21 protein-coding genes are annotated in these 18,808 nt (G+C 42.3%); 12 read left to right on the top strand and 9 right to left on the bottom strand.

The genetic code is table 11. The features are described from left to right. Nucleotides 1-245: 245 nt before the first annotated feature. On the bottom strand, nucleotides 246-1,307 hold the full coding sequence (locus tag B9G53_RS10870) for a FecR domain-containing protein (RefSeq protein WP_094532059.1): 1,062 nt from the start codon (nucleotides 1,305-1,307) through the stop codon (nucleotides 246-248). A gap of 97 nt (nucleotides 1,308-1,404) precedes the next feature. Here B9G53_RS10870 and B9G53_RS10875 point away from each other — a divergent pair, with 97 nt between their 5' ends. Further along, nucleotides 1,405-2,181 (top strand): ATP-binding cassette domain-containing protein, encoded by a 777-nt coding sequence (locus B9G53_RS10875; protein WP_094532061.1) that lies wholly within the window; start codon nucleotides 1,405-1,407, stop codon nucleotides 2,179-2,181. A gap of 107 nt (nucleotides 2,182-2,288) precedes the next feature. Here B9G53_RS10875 and B9G53_RS10880 read toward each other — a convergent pair whose 3' ends face one another. After that, nucleotides 2,289-3,296, bottom strand: coding sequence for a PleD family two-component system response regulator (locus B9G53_RS10880; RefSeq protein WP_094532063.1), 1,008 nt, complete (start codon nucleotides 3,294-3,296; stop codon nucleotides 2,289-2,291). Nucleotides 3,297-3,992: 696 nt separating this feature from the next. Between B9G53_RS10880 and B9G53_RS10885 the strand changes: the two genes are divergently transcribed. From B9G53_RS10885 to B9G53_RS10915, 8 genes are all read left to right on the top strand, one after another. Next, nucleotides 3,993-4,739 carry a carbon dioxide-concentrating mechanism protein gene (locus tag B9G53_RS10885; RefSeq protein ID WP_094532065.1) on the top strand — a complete coding sequence of 249 codons (747 nt, stop codon included), beginning with the start codon at nucleotides 3,993-3,995 and terminating at the stop codon, nucleotides 4,737-4,739. 623 nt (nucleotides 4,740-5,362) lie between these two features. Beyond that, entirely contained in the window at nucleotides 5,363-5,671 is a 309-nt protein-coding gene (locus B9G53_RS10890) for a carbon dioxide-concentrating mechanism protein CcmK (RefSeq protein ID WP_094532067.1), read from the top strand. 104 nt (nucleotides 5,672-5,775) lie between these two features. Then, a complete protein-coding gene (locus B9G53_RS10895) occupies nucleotides 5,776-6,117 on the top strand; it encodes a carbon dioxide-concentrating mechanism protein CcmK (protein ID WP_094532069.1) in 342 nt (113 codons plus the stop codon). A 114-nt stretch (nucleotides 6,118-6,231) separates the two neighbouring features. Continuing rightward, nucleotides 6,232-6,540, top strand: coding sequence for a EutN/CcmL family microcompartment protein (locus B9G53_RS10900; RefSeq protein WP_094532071.1), 309 nt, complete (start codon nucleotides 6,232-6,234; stop codon nucleotides 6,538-6,540). A gap of 168 nt (nucleotides 6,541-6,708) precedes the next feature. Next, nucleotides 6,709-8,754 (top strand): ribulose bisphosphate carboxylase small subunit, encoded by a 2,046-nt coding sequence (locus B9G53_RS10905; protein ID WP_094532073.1) that lies wholly within the window; start codon nucleotides 6,709-6,711, stop codon nucleotides 8,752-8,754. Between the two features lie 111 nt (nucleotides 8,755-8,865). Continuing rightward, nucleotides 8,866-9,729 carry a hypothetical protein gene (locus tag B9G53_RS10910; RefSeq protein WP_176453176.1) on the top strand — a complete coding sequence of 288 codons (864 nt, stop codon included), beginning with the start codon at nucleotides 8,866-8,868 and terminating at the stop codon, nucleotides 9,727-9,729. 326 nt (nucleotides 9,730-10,055) lie between these two features. Further along, on the top strand, nucleotides 10,056-10,232 hold the full coding sequence (locus B9G53_RS27330) for a hypothetical protein (protein ID WP_176453177.1): 177 nt from the start codon (nucleotides 10,056-10,058) through the stop codon (nucleotides 10,230-10,232). Nucleotides 10,233-10,381: 149 nt separating this feature from the next. Further along, nucleotides 10,382-12,463, top strand: coding sequence for a ribonuclease catalytic domain-containing protein (locus tag B9G53_RS10915; protein WP_094532077.1), 2,082 nt, complete (start codon nucleotides 10,382-10,384; stop codon nucleotides 12,461-12,463). A gap of 27 nt (nucleotides 12,464-12,490) precedes the next feature. On the opposite strand, the gene B9G53_RS10920 is transcribed toward B9G53_RS10915, so the two are convergent. From B9G53_RS10920 to B9G53_RS28470, 7 genes are all read right to left on the bottom strand, one after another. Continuing rightward, the gene (locus B9G53_RS10920) at nucleotides 12,491-12,832 is read right to left on the bottom strand and encodes a DUF5615 family PIN-like protein (RefSeq protein ID WP_094532079.1); all 342 of its coding nucleotides are present in this window, start codon (nucleotides 12,830-12,832) and stop codon (nucleotides 12,491-12,493) included. After that, nucleotides 12,832-13,158: a DUF433 domain-containing protein gene (locus B9G53_RS10925; RefSeq protein ID WP_094532081.1), complete on the bottom strand. Its 327-nt coding sequence runs from the start codon at nucleotides 13,156-13,158 to the stop codon at nucleotides 12,832-12,834. The genes B9G53_RS10920 and B9G53_RS10925 overlap by 1 nt, the downstream gene beginning before the upstream one ends. Nucleotides 13,159-13,393: 235 nt before the next feature. Further along, entirely contained in the window at nucleotides 13,394-13,537 is a 144-nt protein-coding gene (locus tag B9G53_RS27335) for a hypothetical protein (protein WP_176453178.1), read from the bottom strand. Between the two features lie 33 nt (nucleotides 13,538-13,570). Continuing rightward, nucleotides 13,571-14,830 carry a competence/damage-inducible protein A gene (locus tag B9G53_RS10930; RefSeq protein WP_094532083.1) on the bottom strand — a complete coding sequence of 420 codons (1,260 nt, stop codon included), beginning with the start codon at nucleotides 14,828-14,830 and terminating at the stop codon, nucleotides 13,571-13,573. Nucleotides 14,831-14,888: 58 nt separating this feature from the next. After that, complete coding sequence (locus tag B9G53_RS10935) at nucleotides 14,889-15,260, bottom strand: KH domain-containing protein (RefSeq protein ID WP_094532085.1); 372 nt, start codon at nucleotides 15,258-15,260, stop codon at nucleotides 14,889-14,891. A gap of 39 nt (nucleotides 15,261-15,299) precedes the next feature. Next, nucleotides 15,300-15,548 (bottom strand): 30S ribosomal protein S16, encoded by a 249-nt coding sequence (gene rpsP, locus B9G53_RS10940; RefSeq protein ID WP_094532087.1) that lies wholly within the window; start codon nucleotides 15,546-15,548, stop codon nucleotides 15,300-15,302. A 429-nt stretch (nucleotides 15,549-15,977) separates the two neighbouring features. After that, on the bottom strand, nucleotides 15,978-16,100 hold the full coding sequence (locus tag B9G53_RS28470; RefSeq protein ID WP_254923627.1) for a hypothetical protein: 123 nt from the start codon (nucleotides 16,098-16,100) through the stop codon (nucleotides 15,978-15,980). Between the two features lie 28 nt (nucleotides 16,101-16,128). Here B9G53_RS28470 and B9G53_RS10945 point away from each other — a divergent pair, with 28 nt between their 5' ends. From B9G53_RS10945 to B9G53_RS10955, 3 genes are all read left to right on the top strand, one after another. Then, on the top strand, nucleotides 16,129-17,097 hold the full coding sequence (locus B9G53_RS10945) for an aspartate carbamoyltransferase catalytic subunit (RefSeq protein WP_094532089.1): 969 nt from the start codon (nucleotides 16,129-16,131) through the stop codon (nucleotides 17,095-17,097). A gap of 86 nt (nucleotides 17,098-17,183) precedes the next feature. Continuing rightward, a complete protein-coding gene (locus tag B9G53_RS10950; protein WP_094532091.1) occupies nucleotides 17,184-18,194 on the top strand; it encodes a DNA cytosine methyltransferase in 1,011 nt (336 codons plus the stop codon). 64 nt (nucleotides 18,195-18,258) lie between these two features. Beyond that, nucleotides 18,259-18,795: an HNH endonuclease gene (locus B9G53_RS10955; RefSeq protein WP_094532140.1), complete on the top strand. Its 537-nt coding sequence runs from the start codon at nucleotides 18,259-18,261 to the stop codon at nucleotides 18,793-18,795. Nucleotides 18,796-18,808 lie beyond the last annotated feature (13 nt).

Below are 18,808 nucleotides of genomic sequence, written 5' to 3' on the forward strand. Positions count from 1 at the left end.
GATTCGATACTTTCATCTCTGTATTAATATTTACCTCCTCTTTTTTGATTTTCGATGATTTTGATTTTCGGTAATTATTTTACCCTTCCATTACGAGCGGAATGTAGGTTATAGCGGTAGCCAGTTATATTAGGATAAACCCAAAAAGAGAGTTGCGGCGCGAAGCGCCGCAACTCTCTTTTTGGGTTTGGGGCTTAACTTACTAAAACACAAAATGGCTATGCCATTTTGTGTTTTAGTACGAATTAGAACGGAAAGCTAGGGAAGCTAGGAATTGGAATATTTGGTGTTGGTATCCCTGGAATTGAAATTGGGAAGTTTACACCTGGAAATAGACCGTTAAAAACTGATCGAACCTTATCAATCCCAGGAATTTGATTGGTAAATCCCTGAAATAGATTGCCTTGGAGTAGTCCCACAAACTCATTTTCCGTAAGTTGCTGAATTATTCCCAAAGCACCTCCCTGATTAACTTCGACCTTTTCACCAGCTTTTAAGACAACTTCATCTGATTGATTGACAGGCTGTGAGTCATCTTCAATTTTGAGGATTGGTTTGTCATTGGCTGGCTGCCCATTGAGAGGATCTACAGGTCGTCCTTCTTGTTGAGGGTTCGTTCGGGGTAATACTGGTTTTATGGGTGCAGTTGGTGTCGTAAATTGCTTCACCTTGGGTGAAGTAGTTGGAGAACTGAGGTTAGGTTTCTGCGTTGATGGCTTGATTGGTGTTTCTGTATTAGTTGTTGGTTTAGTTGTTGGCTTGTCAGTGGGTTTAACTGTTGATTGCTCATCATCTTCATCAACGATGGGAGTTGCGTTGCGCTTGACCACAACTTCACCCTCTAATACAGTGACCTGTTGATTGCCTGACTCATCCACTTCTAGTAGATAGGTTGTACCGCGTACACCTGTCGTAATCGACGATGAGCAAGCATTAACTGCACCATTAATTAAAATCGTTCCTTTTTTCAGTCGGGCGCATTGCCCAATATTTAGCACTGAATTAGCGGATAACCGAGCGACTGCACCAGTATTAAACAAAAGCGCAGTTCTAGAATTACCAGTGCGGACTTGTTGTTTCTGTCTTGCCACATCATTCAGAGATGCTTGCTTATTTTGAATAAAAACCTGATTACCATCAAGGATTTCCTGCACAGTCGCTTGAGTTGATTGTGCAGATACGGGGGCAATCTGTGGAGCCGCTAGCGCAAAAATGCATAAACCTGTCAAGAAAAAGGCAAGTCGCTTTTGGTGAGGTAGTCTAACAACTCCCTGTATAGAATTTTGCAAAAGGTTCCATAAATACATATGTGATTGTTCTCCCTAATTGAGCTTGAGACAGGGTTTAATGAATTGAAGGCTGCGTCCCAATTTCTCGATCGCTAATCTCAAAGACAGTTACATTATGCAAAAGGTTTCATTCACGCCCCATGTAGCCGCCAATACTGAGGCGATCGCTACAGATCGAATTAGTTACCAAACTAAATTTCGCACACTTTTGATGGATATTTCGGTAGCGATCGCCAAAGGGAGTAAAACTGCGCTAATTGGCGCAACAGGTTCGGGGAAAACGACATTTTTACGGTTGCTCAATCGTTTAACCGATCCATCTGCGGGGACAATTTTCTTAAATGGTAAAAATATTCAGGAAATTCCGATTCAAACTTTGCGGCGAAGGGTAATGCTGGTTCCGCAGGAGCCGAGCTTATTAGGGATGACTGTTACCGAGGCGATCTCCTATCCTCTGAAATTACAAAATTTGACTGAGAGCGAAATTAATGCGCGATCGCAAAAATGGATTGATAAATTGCAGATTGATCGCAAATTATTTAATCGTTCAGAACTAGAGCTATCCCTCGGTCAAAGACAATGGATCGCGATCGCTAGAGCTTTAGTGATGGAGCCAGAAATATTATTACTAGATGAACCGACTTCGGCTTTAGATCGCGGTTTATCACATTTACTGTTAGATACCTTAACTGAGCTAACTCACTTACCTCAGGCTGTCACTGTAGTGATGATTAACCATCAACTTGATTTAGTACAGCCATGGTGCGATCGGCTCATTTGTTTACATAAAGGGCAATTAGTACAGGATTCTGAGGCGAGTCTGGTTAATTGGCAAGAGATTGATGATTTGTTGAGACGCGATTCTAATCCCCAGCAAAGCGATGAATTTTAATACCAAGTTAAGAAATGGCGTAGCCATTTCTTAACTCTGGGTTTATTTAGGACATAAAATCCAAAATACAAGTAGCGGCGCGAAGCACCGCTACTTGTATTTTGGGTTTAGCCAATTTGATAGGTTTGATTTCTACCTAACTCTTTAGCTCGATACAGCGCATAGTCAGCCGCCGTAAGCAACACAGAAGGGTGGGAATCGGTCATAGGAACCAAAGAAGTTACCCCCATACTTAAAGTCACAAGTTCACTAACTGTAGAATCTTCATGGGGTATGGCTAACTCTAGTAGTCCCTGACGAATAACCTCTGCGATCGCCATCGAGCCTTCGATGTCAGTGTTCGGCAGCACCAGCACAAACTCTTCGCCACCATAACGTGCAGCCAAATCCGCAGGACGACGTACCGATTGCTTAATTAACAGAGAAACCTTGCGGAGGCAATCATCACCAGCCACATGCCCATAGGTATCGTTATAGTTTTTAAAGAAATCAATGTCACACATGATCAAAGACAATGGCAAATGCTCTCTGGCGAGTCTCTGCCACTCTTGATCTAAATACTCATCAAAGCATCGGCGATTGGCAAGCTGAGTTAAACCATCTAAATTAACCAATCTCCCTAATTTTTCATTAGCTTCTTGCAGTAAAGTTTCCGCAATAATCCGACTATTAATTTCTTGTTTGAGTCGTTCATTTTGTTCTTGTAGCTGTCTTTGTAATCTCCGTAATGTGAGCTGATTCTCTACTCTTGCTAGTACTTCCGCAATTTGAAATGGCTTAGTGATGTAATCAACACCACCCACAGCAAATGCTTGTACTTTGTCTAAAACTTCGTCACGCGCACTAATAAAAATGACAGGAATATCACGAGTGCAATCAAGTGACTTTAATTGTTCACAGACCTGAAACCCATTTATATTTGGCATATTAATATCTAACAATACCAAGTCAGGCATCTCAGTCTGTACAGTTGATAATGCTGTTAAGCCATCACTTACGCCACTTACCTCATAACCCTTACGTGTCAACATACTTATTAGCAAATGTAAGTTGGGTGGCGTATCGTCTATAACTAGCACGTAATCTTTTTTAGGCAAGGCTTCAGGCAGTTGCATTTTCCTATCTTTAGACCATTTTGAACGCAGTATTAAAATTTATCGCTCTATAATATGGTTTTTGAGATACTAATTACTCCATATCTTAAAAATACATGAAAAACTTATTGCCTATATAGCGAATTGTGAGAATTTGTAGGAAGCCCATCTTTCAGGTGTGTTTCCCCAAACTTTTGAAAATCGCCATAAACCATTTGTTTACTCATGATTGTTATCACAATTAAACTTTAGACTATTTGTAGCTTAAAAATTGTATTGGAAGATCTAGATCTTTTGCTGAAAATTGATCACAAATCGAAAACGCAGGTTATTCAATTTGTGATGACGAGGCGACTAACATCAAAGTGCTATAGCTGTCCTAAGTGATTTGGGAGAGTGGTGAACTTTCCCAAATCATTTTAATCTCTCAGATGAATATTACGGCGCTTTGCGCTCAAACCCAAAATCAGTATACTTTTTGAAAGTGTTACGAAGCAGCAATTTCAAAAAAATATACTGTGCATTTCTCAAATCTGCATTTCTCAAAATTAAAATGCTGTACATAGCTATAACCTAAAGCCCCAATAGAGAGTGTGCCGCTAATCTCTATTGGGGTTTAGGTTTGTATTGATGGCTATAGCTATATCAGTTAAGATACAGGGTAGTGTTGAGTGTTATCCCCTCCACATAAATCCTTTTAATCATTGTGTTTAGCTAATGTCTAGTAGTGCATCTCAAAGAATCGATCTCTCAGGAAGTGCTTTGGGAATGGTCTCAACTATTAGTTTCCCTGCGATCGTTGGAACTGCTGACATGATGCTCAAATCAGCAACGGTGAGACTGGTCGGATATGAAAAAGTGGGTAATGGTTTTTGTACGGCGATCATCCGTGGTTCAATTACCGATGTTCGTATGGCTGTTGAAGCAGGAGCCGAAACTGCTAGAGAATTTGGGCAACTAGTCTCCACAATTGTAATTCCCCGTCCCTATCCCAATTTAGAAGCGATTCTGCCAATTAGTAGTCGCCTTAGTCAGTTAACGGATGGTCAATATAGCCGTCTGAGTAATCAAGCAATTGGACTACTGGAAACTAGAGGTTTTCCCGCGATGGTGGGGGCTGCCGATATGATGCTGAAATCGGCAGATGTAAATCTAGCGGGCTATGAAACTATAGGGGCGGGGTTATGCACCGCAATTATTCGTGGCAATGTCGCTGATGTGGCGATCGCGATCGAAGCAGGAATGTATGAAGCTGAACGCATTGGCGAGTTTCATACCCTGATGATTATTCCTCGTCCTCTTGACGATCTGGAAGAAACTTTGCCAACTTCAGAATATTGGATCGAATCACCAATACCTGTAAGCATCCCCATGATTGCCTTACAAGAACAAGAACGAGAATTAGTACAATTACCTAACTTAGAGATTGCCGAAGTAGAAACTATTTCGATCGGCGATCGCTAGACGATTTACAAAATCAAATTTACAAAATCAAGTCTATAGCACACGAGCATTGTGAGCCATAGACTTGATTTTGTAAATTTGATTACGCTTACCTACTTAGGCAAATAGCACTGCAACAATTCTTGGGTTTATTGCCTACTTTTAAAACTGGGGAGGGCATATATTGTGATGCAAATAAGCCAAGATTATATGCACTATTTAGATTTATCATGGCGGCTTATATTGTCAAATGTACCGCCACTCGTTATCGTAGATATAAAGATAGAGTTGAATATATTAATATTATTCACTCTCCCTGATTATTCAGATTTAGAAAGGCTAAGTCTGTAGTAATAAATACTTATTTACTATTTTTTAATAACTAGGTTAAGTAAATTAATTGCAACAGTAAGTCAAAAATATTTCTGTAAATTAGCTGCGAAAAGCTGTCTACAAAAATGTAGCTGCCGAAGCGTCGAGCGTCATCTCATTTTTATTTTGTATTAAAAATTTGAAATTTGATGTTTAAAGCGAACCGATCGTAGCTAAGATCAGTAGTTGCGCTTGTGCATCTACATCTTTTGATAGATACAACCTCAAGAACTTTAGTTTTTTAGAGAGTCGTAAGGACACTGACTTAAATTATGGCGATCGGTATTGGAATGATCGAGACCAGAGGCTTCCCCGCAGTTGTAGAAGCTGCTGATGCTATGGTCAAGGCTGCTCGCGTTACCCTTGTGGGTTACGAGAAAATCGGTAGTGGACGGGTAACTGTCATCATCAGAGGTGATATCTCTGAGGTGAAAGCTGCCATGGCTGCTGGTGTTGAAGGTGCAAATCGGGTCAATGGGGGCGAAGTTGTTTCGACTCATACCATTGCTCGACCACACGAAAACCTAGAGTATGTTCTACCTATTCGCTATACGCGAGAAGTAGAGCAATTTGCTTTTTAAATCTACTTATTAAAGATTGTCTCAAAAAGACTCTCTCAAAAAAGTATCAAAAGACTAAATTTTCATTAATTTCATTATTTGTTTTTTATAGGAGAACATTAATTATGGCGATCGCAGTTGGAATGATTGAAACCCTTGGTTTCCCTGCCGTTGTAGAAGCAGCAGATGCTATGGTCAAGGCCGCTCGCGTAACCTTAGTTGGCTACGAAAAGATCGGTAGTGGTCGTGTGACCGTTATCGTCCGTGGCGATGTATCCGAAGTACAAGCTTCAGTAGCAGCAGGTACTGAGTCCGTAAAGCGTGTAAACGGCGGACAAGTACTTTCCACACACATCATTGCGCGTCCTCACGAAAACCTTGAATACGTTCTACCTATTCGCTACACCGAAGAAGTCGATCAGTTCCGTGACAATGTGAACTCTATCCGTCCTATGAACCGTCCATAGTAAGGACTTAGCTAGCGCAATCAACCTTTACCCAAAGGTTGTTTTTGTTATTACTCAGACTCTGCCTAGCATCTATCCGTATTTTATCCATTCTGCAAACGTACTTATAACAATATGCAAATCGCTAAAGTTTGCGGTACGGTCGTCAGTACCTACAAAGAGTCCAATTTGTCTGGAACTAAGTTTCTGCTTTTGCAAGTTATTGATTTGCAAGGGCAGTTGCTTCCAGAGTATGAAGTTGCCGCTGATACAGTTGGTGCTGGTGTAGACGAATGGGTGTTATTTACCCGTGGTAGTGGTGCTAGACAAGTGACAAATAGCGAAAATCGTCCGATTGATGCCGCAGTTATTGCGATCATCGACACCGTGAGTCTGAGCGATCGCACTCTCTACAGCAAAAAATACAGTGAGAGAATGCTATAGAGGTATTTATTCGTAAGTATCTCTCGTTCAATTATTGATCAGCGCTAGTAAATACACAGTTCTCCGACGTTGTAGCTTAAGTTGTTATTTGGAGGAGCGCTTTTAAGTTCTTATACTCTCGATTTTGACAATCAGAATATAGGTAAAGCTTAGAAGTGCAGATTCACTATGGTAGTTCGTAGCTTTGCTGCCCCCCCTACACCTTGGTCTAGGAACTTGGCAGAACCCAAAATCGATCCATCCGCCTACGTTCATTCTTTTTCCAATCTAATTGGCGACGTTTATATCGGCGCTAATGTTTTGATTGCCCCTGGAACTTCGATTCGTGCAGATGAGGGCAATCCTTTTCACATTGGCAATAGTACGAACGTCCAAGATGGTGTTGTAATTCATGGTCTGGAAAAAGGTCGCGTGGTTGGCGATGACGGCAAAGAATATTCCGTCTGGATTGGTGATAGTACCTCCATCACGCACATGGCTTTGATCCATGGACCAGCCTATGTTGGGAATAATTGTTTTATTGGGTTCCGCTCGACGGTATTTAATGCGCGGGTCGGAGACGGTTGCATTATTTCCTTACATGCCCTTGTCCAAGATGTAGAAATTCCTGCGGGTAAATATGTTCCTTCTGGTGCAGTGATTACAACGCAGCAACAAGCCGATCTGCTACCGAATGTGCGGGAATCAGACCAAAACTTTGCGAGTCATGTTGTCGGTATCAACGAGTCCTTAAGACAAGGTTATCGCTGTGCTGCTGATATTGCCTGCATTACACCGATTCGCCAACAACAAGAGAACTCGTCACAGCCAATCAGTGATGCTGCTGCCAGTTTTAATACACAGCTTAATAAGCAACATTCTAATCAAATTAATCAAAACCTTACAAATACACCAGCACAGAGGAATGAACCTATGAATGGGGATTTAGCACAGCAAATACGACAACTTTTAGGTCAGGGCTACCATGTTGCGGTCGAGTACGCAGATGTACGCCGTTTCCGCAGTGGCTCTTGGCAATCTCATGCTATTCCACATACATCTGAAGCCACAACAGTAATTAATGCTGTCCAATCAGCTTTAGTTGAAAATGAAGGCGAATATGTTCGCTTAGTTGCGGTTGATCCCAAAGCAAAGCGCCGTGTTTCCGAAACTATTATTCAACGCCCCAGTGATAAGCCTGCGGTAATCAGTAATAATGCAACCGCCAGTAATGGATCTAGCAGTTACAGTGCACCTAAAGCGACCTCCAATGGTGCTGCTGTTACAAACAATGCCGATATTTCTGGTCAAGTTCGTCAACTTCTCGCTCAAGGATATCGCATTAGTACTGAGTATGCTGATGCCCGTCGTTTTCGTTCCGCAGCATGGATGACTGGCCCTGCGATCGATGCCTCGAATGAATCTACAGTGATCGCCGCCTTAAATACTATTCTTGCTGAGCATGAAGGTGAATATGTGCGTTTGGTAGGAGTTGATCCTAAAGCGAAACGTCGTGTAGTAGAAACAATTATTCAACGTGCTGATAGTCAAGCGGTGAGCATTGGTCAGTCTAATGGTAATGGTGCAGCAGCCAGCTATAGCGCACCTCGTGCAACCAATGGCAATGGTGTTGCAAATGACGTATCAACCACAGTGGGGCAACTTTTGGCTCAAGGTCATCGCATTAGTGTTGAACATGCCGATGAGCGTCATTTCCGTACAACTTCTTGGCAGACTCTACCCGCTATTACAGCTAGCAGTCCTGCGGCAGCGATCGCTGCTTTAGAAAATTACATCGCTGAATATAGCGATGAATATGTGCGCCTTGTCGGAGTTGATACTAAGGCAAAACGCCGTGTTGTCGAACTGCTAGTGCATCGCCCAGGGGGACAGCCTGTGGCCGCAACTCGGACTGCGGTTAAGGTGAGCAACTCTAGCAATAGTTCCTATGGTGGCGGTAGTGTTGGTAATCTCAGTGCAGATATGCTGTCACGTATTCGTCAACTGTTGTCTCAGGGATATCGCATTGGCACGGAACATGCTGATGAGCGCCATTTCCGTACTAGTTCTTGGCATAGCTGTTCACCGATCGCCGCCTCAAATGAGTCTGAAGTAATTCGGGCCTTAGAAGCTTGTCTTGCTGAGCATGGTGATGAGTATGTGCGTTTGCTAGGTATTGACCCCAAGGCAAAACGTCGCGTATTTGAAGGTATCATTCAACGTCCTGCAAAGTAACGTTTCTAGAGAACCTCGCAAAGCGAGGTTCTCTATTTAGAAAGTAATTAGCGAGTAATTGTTGTCAAGAACTTAGCGAAGTCCTTGATGAATTTAGAGAATATAAAAATCATGCAATCGAACTACTTACCACCGTTAGAACCGATCGGAGATTTTCGCTCCTACGTTTGTGGGGATGTAGTGATCGATCAAACTGCGGCGATCGCATCGGGCGTATTAATCCAAGCTGATCAGGGTGGACGAATTACGATCGCGGCAGGTGCATGTATTGGGATGGGTGCTGTCCTTCATGCCCAAGATGGACTTTTAGAAATTGGGGCTGGGGCAAATTTGGGGGCTGGAGTTCTGGTTTATGGAACTTGCAAAATTGGAGAAGGAGCTTGCATTGGTGCTTCGAGTTCAATTGTGCGTGCGGTAATTGGCAAAGGCACGATCGTGCCACCTTGTTCTTTGATTAGTGGTTTAGAGCAAAGTGCGGTGGAGAAAGAGGTGAGTCCTGCGATCGCCCAAGAACTAGAAATTAATACCTATATTTCACCCATAAACCACTCGTTTACGCATACCTATTCATCTGCAAAACCTTTAGGTAATCAATTCATGCAGGGATCAGGATTCAGACAAGGTATCATCGCTGAAAATATTCCTGATGCTGTTTCTGAGAATATTGTTGAACGATCAACAACGGAAACCTATGTACATACAGGCGTTACGGCTACGAACGAGAGTGTAGTTGCTAATTCCGTAGAACGCACAGTCACGGAGACACAGGTGGAAATTCCGACTGATGAGATCGCCGAACAGTCCTTAGAAACAATTGATGCTTCTGGCAATAAACAAAACGGGCAAATTGATGCAGCCGTAAACCCAATGGGGCTTGATATTGTGACCCTTACCACTGCTAATTCGGCACAGGCTAAAGCCCATGCTCAATCGCAAATTAATCGATTCATTAAAAGACTTTATCCACAAAACTAAATCACCCACTTAGAGCTTTGCACCTTTTGATAAAGCCCATAAAGTAGTAAGAAATGTTTCGCACTAATTTATGGGCTTTATGGGTTACCTGATAACGGCAATGCCATATGTGACTACAATCACTGCAAACTTGATAGCTAAATTACATTCCTATTTAGTTTTAGCAACTACTATGAATGTAAGAGAAGTGATTTTTTGCGACTAAATTTCCAATTAGTCACTGTGAAATAGGTTGATAGATGCAGCTCAGCTAAAGCACGGGAAACAAAAAGACGCAAATTGAGTCATTGCGCTCGTCGGGAAAAGATTGTTGGAGGAATATGAAGATGAATAGCACTTTTAGCCTTAAATCTAGTATTGCCTTGCTAGTTTTGGGAACTGCTATGCTTGCAGCCCCCAAACAACCTACATCAACATTATTTGCACTCAGCGCTTACCAACCTGCGATCGCCGCCTCTGCGGTTGGTGCGATCGCCAGCACGATGCATTATGAAATTGTCTAACTTCAGTAACTTAAAGGAGTAGCTTTGCTACCCCAAAACTAGAGGCGGTGCTTTGCACCGCCTCTAGTTTTGGGTTTTATATAGCGACCGCTATATAAAACGGTAGAATATTAAAGAAAATTTTTGGCTTTGGTGGACAAGGGGCAATTTTGGAAAAAGGTACGCTAGTCGAAGTGAAATTGCATGGCGATCGCCGCCTTGTCGTAATTGATCGTCCTGAAGGCAAAAAACACTTTCAAGCGATCGATGAAAATGGCAATACCCACACCATCCATCCCCGCGAAATTAACTACACCATCAAAGCTAATGGCGAAAGTGCTAGTTTTACCCATCTGCAAATCCCCTCATTTTTACAAAAAATTGAAAAATTTCTCGATCCTTCTAGCCTAGAAGTCGCATGGGAAATTTTGATCGAAGATAACCAAGCCACAAATCCCAACGATCTTGCTAATCTTCTATTTTCAGAATTATCTGCTGTTACTTCCTACGCATCCTATTGTTTATTAAGTAATGACAAAATTTACTTTAAGCAAAAAGGTGATCTCTATGAGCCACGTTCCAGTTCGCAAGTCGCAGAGTTAAAGCATCAAGCTGATGCTGCGGCTCAACGAGCTAAATTAATCGAAGAATTTCAGCAAAAGCTAACTACTAAGCTTTCAGGTGGTGACGTAGCATGGACAACTAGCGATCGCAGTCGCCTAGATTGTCTAGAGCGTTATGCCCTTCATGGTGATGAAGCTTCAGATAAGGCTGCTGCCCAAGAGCTTTTAAGTTTTGCCAAACGCTCGAAAAATGAACAAGCTGCTTTCCAAATGCTAGTCGATCTCGGTATTTGGAGTGAACATGAAAATCTGAATTTGCTGCGTAGTCAGATTCCGATTCGCTTTGCCAATGAATTGATTGCTGCCGCCCAAGAATGTTTCACTTCCCCAATTCCTGACAACATGGGAGACTTGCGGCGCGATCTCACCCATCTACATGTTTATACGATTGACGATATTAGTACCACGGAAATTGATGATGGTCTGAGTATTGAGACGCTAGCGGATGGACGCAAACGCATTTGGATTCATATTGCTGATCCGACAAGATGGCTCGATCCTGAAAGTCCTCTGGATAAGGATGCTCGTAAGCGGGGTACAAGTGTTTACTTGCCCACAGGCGTGATCCCCATGTTTCCGATTGAGCTAGCGGCTGGCCCCATGAGTTTGATCGAAAATAAAGTTTGTCATGCGATGTCTTTTACCGTCGATCTTGATGAAGTTGGCGCAGTTACCCATTATGAGATCGTGGCAAGTTTAGTGAAGCCCAACTATCGCCTCACCTATGAAGATGTTGAGGAAATGTTGCAACTTGGTGTGGAGGACGATCTTGATCGCCTTGCTGACTTTGCCCGCCTCCGCAAAAAATGGCGCGTTGATCAGGGTGCGATCGAAATTCATTTACCTGATACCAGCGTCAAGGTTGACTCTAAAAATGGCGATCGCCTCACCTTAGAACTGATGGAAGATACCTTCTCGCGTCAACTGGTCGCCGAAATGATGATCCTTGCTGGTGAAGTCGCCGCTAAATTCGCGCAAACAAATAATATTCCCATCCCCTATCGTTACCAAGAACAGCCCGAATTGCCTCCCCTCGATACCTTGATGCAATTGCCATCAGGTCCCGTGCGCGAATTTGCAATTTGTCGCTGTATGACTAAAGGCTCATTAGGGCTATATGCGTCGCGCCATTCAGGTTTAGGACTGGATGCCTATGCACAGGTAACTTCGCCAATTCGTCGTTATAGCGATCTATTAGCTCATTGGCAAATCAAAGCTTTTTTGCGCGAGGAGCCTTTACCCTTTACGGCAGAAATGCTCACAGCCATTTTGCAAGCGATCGATCCTGCGATTTGGGATGCTAATCAGGTCGAGAAGCAGTCGGTACGCTATTGGAGCCTAGAATATCTGCGTCGTAACAAAGATGTGGTGTGGGAAGCGCTGATGCTGGATTGGTTGCGCGAAAATGAAAAACTGGCGCTAGTGCTGATCGAGGACTTAGGATTGAAGTTACCGATGCGAATTAATCGTCAGATTCAAGTGGGCGATAATCTGCGTATTAAAACTGGTGAAGTCGATCCCCGCAAAGATATTATTTATTTCCAAGAGGCTCAGCAATCTACTTCAGTCTTAGAAATGGAAATGGAAAGAGATAGTGATCGCCTCGAATCTGAATTTGCAACGCTTTAAATAAATGTGATGCAAGTTGGTAGTGATTCACTTGGTTGGGCGCACTATACTAATTAACTTGCCTGCAAATGATGATTCTGCCGACATTGCTGCATGAATGCGTTTTGCTAAGCCAAGTCTATCTGAGTCATCCGTACAAATAACAATACCTTCATGTATTGGAGCAATACGATGCAACCGTTTGAAGTCCTTACGATTTAAGGTTAAAACTAGTCGCTCCTTACTGCTAGCAAATGTAAGAACTTGATCATCAGGAATTTTTAAATTAGCATTTCCTGCTTCTTGGACAGTGAGAACATCATGCCCAAAATCACGTAAGTGTTCTACGACCTCTAAGGGAAACTGTTCATCAGCATATAACCGTGCCATTAGTCTTCTTCGTTTTCCTTAATTGCGAGTGCAATTTCTTCAGGATAAGCTGTAGCGTAAACCCAAGCATTAGCTAAATCAGTTGCGGAGAGAGTTGGATAATCTTTTAAAAGTTGAACTTCACTAATACCTAAGTTGCGTGCGTTAACTAATACCCAAACAGGAATGCGAGTTCTGACAATACAAGCATCCCCACCGCAGACATGGGGCGTTTTCTCAATTCCCCGCCAAGGACTGCTTAAACTTTGAACTAATAGTTGGATTGCTTGTGCTTTTTCGTTGGGCGTTAGGGCAAGTAGTTGTGGTTCTAGATTTTGAAGTGTCATAAAACTGCTACCAACTTAAAAGCACTAGGATACTCAATATTATAAAAAACAATCTCTCTCAATATTAGAATTGACTGCAATCACAGTGATTCGCTAAATTATCATCCTAAAAAATAGAGGAAGCACAAAGCTTAACTTCTATTTTTTAGGATTCTGATCTTTCTTAATGAAATGAGCGATCGCCCAACATATCCCCCCAACAAAATATAAGACCCGCTAAGCGAGTCTTATAACCTTAATGGCGATGGTCGCGTCGTGAGTTATTTCTTACTGGTATAGGAATCAACTCAGGCTGTGGCTGATTTTGACCCAAAAGGGCTTCCAGAACGCGATTTAGAATTTCGCCGATCTCTTTCAGTGCTTTCTTGATCGCTTTCACTATGCTTAGCTCCCTATCATCGTCTAGGCTTATTTACCCAATCATAACAAATCTTTTCCTAAACAAATCTAAAGCTGACATTACAGTTGCCTTTCTAATCCAATTTCTTCCTCTAGAGGGACTAAAACGCAACTCGATCGCCTCGACTTTGCCATCGGGGTAGGCGATCCCCACGTAAATCAAGCCAACAGGTTTAGTCTCAGTACCACCCGTTGGTCCCGCGATCCCCGTGATGCTAATGCCCCAGTCAGATTTGAGCTTTGACTTGACCCCGATCGCCATTTGTTCGGCAACGATCGCACTGACCGCACCATGCTGATCGAGGATTTGGCGATCTACATTAAGTAAATCAACTTTGACATCGTTGCTATAACTGATTACGCCGCCGAGAAAATAACTAGAACTACCCGATATTTCTGTGAGTGTTTCGCCTAACCATCCGCCTGTGCAGGATTCAGCAACTGCCAGAGTTTGACCACGTTCCAGTAAAAGCTTACCTGCCACAGTCGCCAAAGTATCTTCATCAGTGCCATAGCAAAACTCACCTGTGAGTTCCCGAATCTCCGCTTCAACTGGGGCGATTAAAGCGATCGCCTCTTCTTGCGTATTTGCCCTTGCCGTAATCCTCAGTCTTGCCTGTCCATAATTGGCATAGGGTGCAACCGTAGGATTTTTGAGATCGAATAAATGATTAACCTTAGTGGCTAGGGCTGACTCGGCAATGCCCCAGTACAGTAAAACCTTAGAGTGAAATGTTCCCTGTCCGTAGTTTCTCGCTTGCAGCAAAGGTGCAGCAGTTTGCTCCCACATTGGGTAAAGCTCACTGGGTACACCAGGGAAAGTGAGAATCAATAAATTTGGCTTAGGCTCCCAGATCATGCCGGGAGCAGTGCCAACGGGATTATGTAATATCTCCGCACCCTTGGGCATTAATGCTTGCTTACGGTTATTAATCGTCAGTGTCCGCCCTGTCTGAGCAAACATCTGCTCAATTCGCTCCCAAATTTCAGAACGTTCTTCGAGGGGCGTATTAAAGAAATTAGCGATCGCCTCAGTGGTGAGATCGTCAGGTGTGGGGCCAAGTCCGCCAGTAGTGATGATCAAGTTAGAACGGCTAGCCGCAATTTCTAAAGCCTGATGAATGCGATCGGGATTATCACCGACAACGGTTTGATAAAAATGTGGGACTCCCAACAGGGCAAGTTGCTGCGCCAAATACTGAGCATTGCTATTAAGAATTTCGCCTAGCAATAGCTCTGTGCCAATACAAAGAATTTCTGTGCCGACATTCATATACTTGATCTCACTTATGAATTACACAAAATAAAGGGGCGCTTAGCGCCCCTTTATTTTAAATTTCTCGTCGCTTCGGCTTTTCAACATTGATCCGAGGACGCTCAACTTGGACTTGTTGTCGTTCTGGCTCAGAACGATCTATATTTCGGTCTTGATAATCGTCAGAATTTGCGTTGGGGGTTGGGTCAAAGACTTCAAATCTAGCACTATGACCAGCTTCTTCGGCTGCGGTCATCACCACTGTCCGAACTGCTTGGATTGTCCGTCCCCCTTTACCAAAAATTCGCCCCCGATCTTCTGGATCGAAAGCAACTCTGATCCAGACGCGATCGCTTTTGCTATTTGATTCAAAATCTACCCGAAGCGCCTCTGGATGAGCTAATAATGGCTTCAGCAAAAAACTAATTAAGGCGTTATAGTCTGGCACAAGTTTAGATGGGCACAAATTAGAAATTAATTCAGAGAATTAGGCAGTAACGAGATCGAATACCTTCGCTTTTTCGAGGATGCGACGTACTGTGTCGGTAGGTTGAGCGCCTTGCTTAATGCGAAGCACGATCGCAGGTACATCAAGTTGGGTTTCTTTGGTGCGTGGGTTGTAGAAACCGAGTTCAGCGAGGGGACGACCATCGCGACGGCTAGTGCTGTTTACGGCAACGATGCGATAGCTGGCTTCAAATTTTTTGCCAAATCGCTTTAATCTCAACTTCATCATGGGTTTATGGCTCTAGTTTCTGGGGGTGATCTAGTTCAATACTATCTGGATATTTTAGCAGGCTTATTAATATAGCATTATTTTGTGGTTTATAGCTTAATAAATTTTTGAAAGCGCGGCTCTGCCGCGCTTTCAAAAATTTATTAAGTAGCTATGCATAATTAATAACAAAGCAAAACCCGTAAAGTTGCGCCCCTCAGGGGCGCAGCTTTACGGGTTTTGCACGGGTACTTATAGCAAAAAAAGAGTTAGCTAGTACAAACCAAAACCCAAGAATTGAGTGGCGGCGCTTCGCGCCGCCACTCAATTCTTGGGTTTTATGTCTTAAGCAAAACTTGCTTTGCTATAGAATGTTAATTTAGCGTAAAGCGCTGTAAATCGTAGATAATATGATTGTTATCTATGATTTAAACCTGTGCCTTTCTTTCGTCAGTACATTGCACCGTTCATCATTTTTGCCATCTTTTTATTTACGTTAGTACTAGTTAGCTCTCGCGCTTTTTTGCCAGACGACATGGTTGCCCCTGCCCCCATCGGCATGATTTCGGGCATCTCTCTTATCTCCTAGCTTTAAAGCACCATGACTGAACTTACTTGGCAGCGAAGACATGTAATCTCGCTGGCTGATTTTACGCCGAATGATTATGAAACGGTCTTGCAGACAGCCGTTAGCTTTTTAGAAGTGCTGTCACGACGCAATAAAAAAGTACCAACCTTGCAGAGCAAAGTTGTTGCTAATTTGTTTTTTGAATCTTCGACCCGTACCCGTAATAGTTTTGAGCTTGCTGCTAAGCGACTTTCGGCGGACACCTTAAATTTTGCCCCCGGCACATCTGCTCTCACCAAGGGTGAAACGATCCTTGATACAGCGCGGACTTTTTTGGCTATGGGGACAGATATCATGGTGATTCGCCATCAGTCGGCAGGTGTACCCTTGGCGATCGCCCGCGATATGGATGCCCTCAGTGGCAAGGTGGCGATCCTCAATGCTGGTGATGGCAAGCACGAACATCCATCCCAAGCTTTATTAGATTTATTGACCCTTTGCATGTATCTCAATCCCAAAGCGCCAACAGCTAAGGATCTAAAAGGTAAAAAAATAGCGATCGTCGGTGATATTTTGCATTCACGGGTTGCGCGATCAAATCTTTGGAGTTTGCTTACTAACGGTGCAGATGTGCATCTAGCGGCTCCGCCAACATTATTACCACCAGAATTTGCCGAATATGGCGCAAAAATCCATTACACCCTTGAGCCAGCCCTTGAGGATGCGGATTTTGTGATGACTTTGCGCTTGCAAATGGAGCGCATGGGACAATTTCTAATTCCCAGTTTGCGGGAATATCATGCAAGGTATGGCATAACTCGCGATCGCCTTGCCAAATGTGCGCCCAATGTCCAAGTTCTGCACCCCGGTCCAGTTAATCGCGGCGTAGAAATTAGCTCTGACCTGATGGATGATCCCCGTTTAAGCTTGATTGATAAACAGGTAACTAACGGCGTAGCGATCAGAATGAGCTTGTTGTATTTACTTGGCACAGCAATTTAAACTCTTGCAACAACTGGCGAAGCTTATTATTTGTAGGATGCGTTAGTGTAACGTAACGCATCAACATCAGAAATATCGAGATAAAAATGAGTTTTGTTTTTGCAGATTTATTTGCTGGGATTGGTGGATTTAGAATTGCCCTAGAAAATCTTAACGGCAAATGTGTGTTTTCTTCTGAGTGGGATAAATATGCACAAATAACTTATGCAGCTAATTTTGGTGAAACACCTCATGGAGATATTACTAAAATTCATCCATCTACAATTCCAGATATTGACATCTTAACGGCTGGATTTCCATGCCAACCATTTAGTTCAATCGGTAAACGTGAAGGCTTTGAACATCCAACGCAAGGAACTTTATTTTATGATGTGGTAAAAATTTTAAAAGAGAAAAAGCCTAAAGCTTTTATGTTAGAAAATGTTGAGGGTTTAGTAACCCATGATGGTGGAAAAACTTTAAGTATTATATTAGAAACTTTATCTGTCTCTGTGAATAGACAATATCTTTTTCTATGTCAACCTGATGTTAGATATCATGTTTTTTGGAGTGTTTTAGATGCAAAAGACTATGGTGTGCCACAAGTTAGAAAAAGAATATTCATAGTAGGAATATCTGAAGATGTTTCTATTGATATTCCTGAATTTAGCTTTCCTATCCCTCATACAAGTAAAGAATTTATTGGTTCTTATGTAGAAGAAAATGTGAGTGGATATTCAATATCTAAGCATTTACAGAATTCATATTTATTTAAATTAGATGATGGTAGACCAGAGCTAATTGATCGAAAATCTAAGATTCAGGTAAAAACTTTATGCTCTACTTATCACAAAATCCAGAGATTGACAGGAACATTTGTTAAAGATGGAGAGACTGGAATTAGATTGCTGAGTGAAAATGAATGTAAAGCAATTATGGGATATCCTCAAAACTTTGTTATCCCTGTTTCGAGAACCCAAATGTATAGGCGATTTGGCAACTCAGTTGCAGTTCCTGTTGTCCGCGAAGTTGCTAAAAACTTAATTAATTGTTTGGTTAAATGCAAAGTCATTAATAAAGATCAGTTTGTCAAAGAAGGTAGATTAATAAGTGTCTGACATTCATCATGAACTTACAGAAAAGAGTACGGTTCAACTTAACATCATTAAAGAATATTTTGAAATGTATCCTGATATTGAGATACACACTAAAGATGTTGTTGATTGGGTAAGTTCAAAATATTTAGAGCGTACTGGAAAAATATTTAGAGATCCAGATAGAGGAATTAGATCTTTATACCAAAAAGGTTTTCTCCAAAAAATAGCGAAAGGAGTTTATAAATACGATCCTAAATATGCCCAAAATAAACGCCAAGCAGATTTTTCAAGCGCTCAGAAAAATGAGATTTTAAAGCGTGATGGTTATAAGTGTGTAATTTGTGGCGCTGGGCGACAGAATGGCGCAGAATTGCACGTTGATCATATTAAACCTAAAGATATGGGAGGTTTAGCCACCATTGAAAATGGTCAAACTTTGTGTAGCCAGCATAATTTTCTCCAGAAAAATCTTAAGCAAACTGAGACAGGGAAAAAGATGTTTATTCGCTTGTATGAGCTTTCTAAGAAAGAGGAAAATCAGGAACTACAAGAGTTTTGTATAGAAATTCTCCAGACTTTTGAGAATTTTAATATTAACGGACATATCGAATGGGAAAAGTAGTGTCATAGGACTA

Source organism: Pseudanabaena sp. SR411 (genome assembly GCF_002251945.1).
GTDB lineage: Bacteria > Cyanobacteriota > Cyanobacteriia > Pseudanabaenales > Pseudanabaenaceae > Pseudanabaena.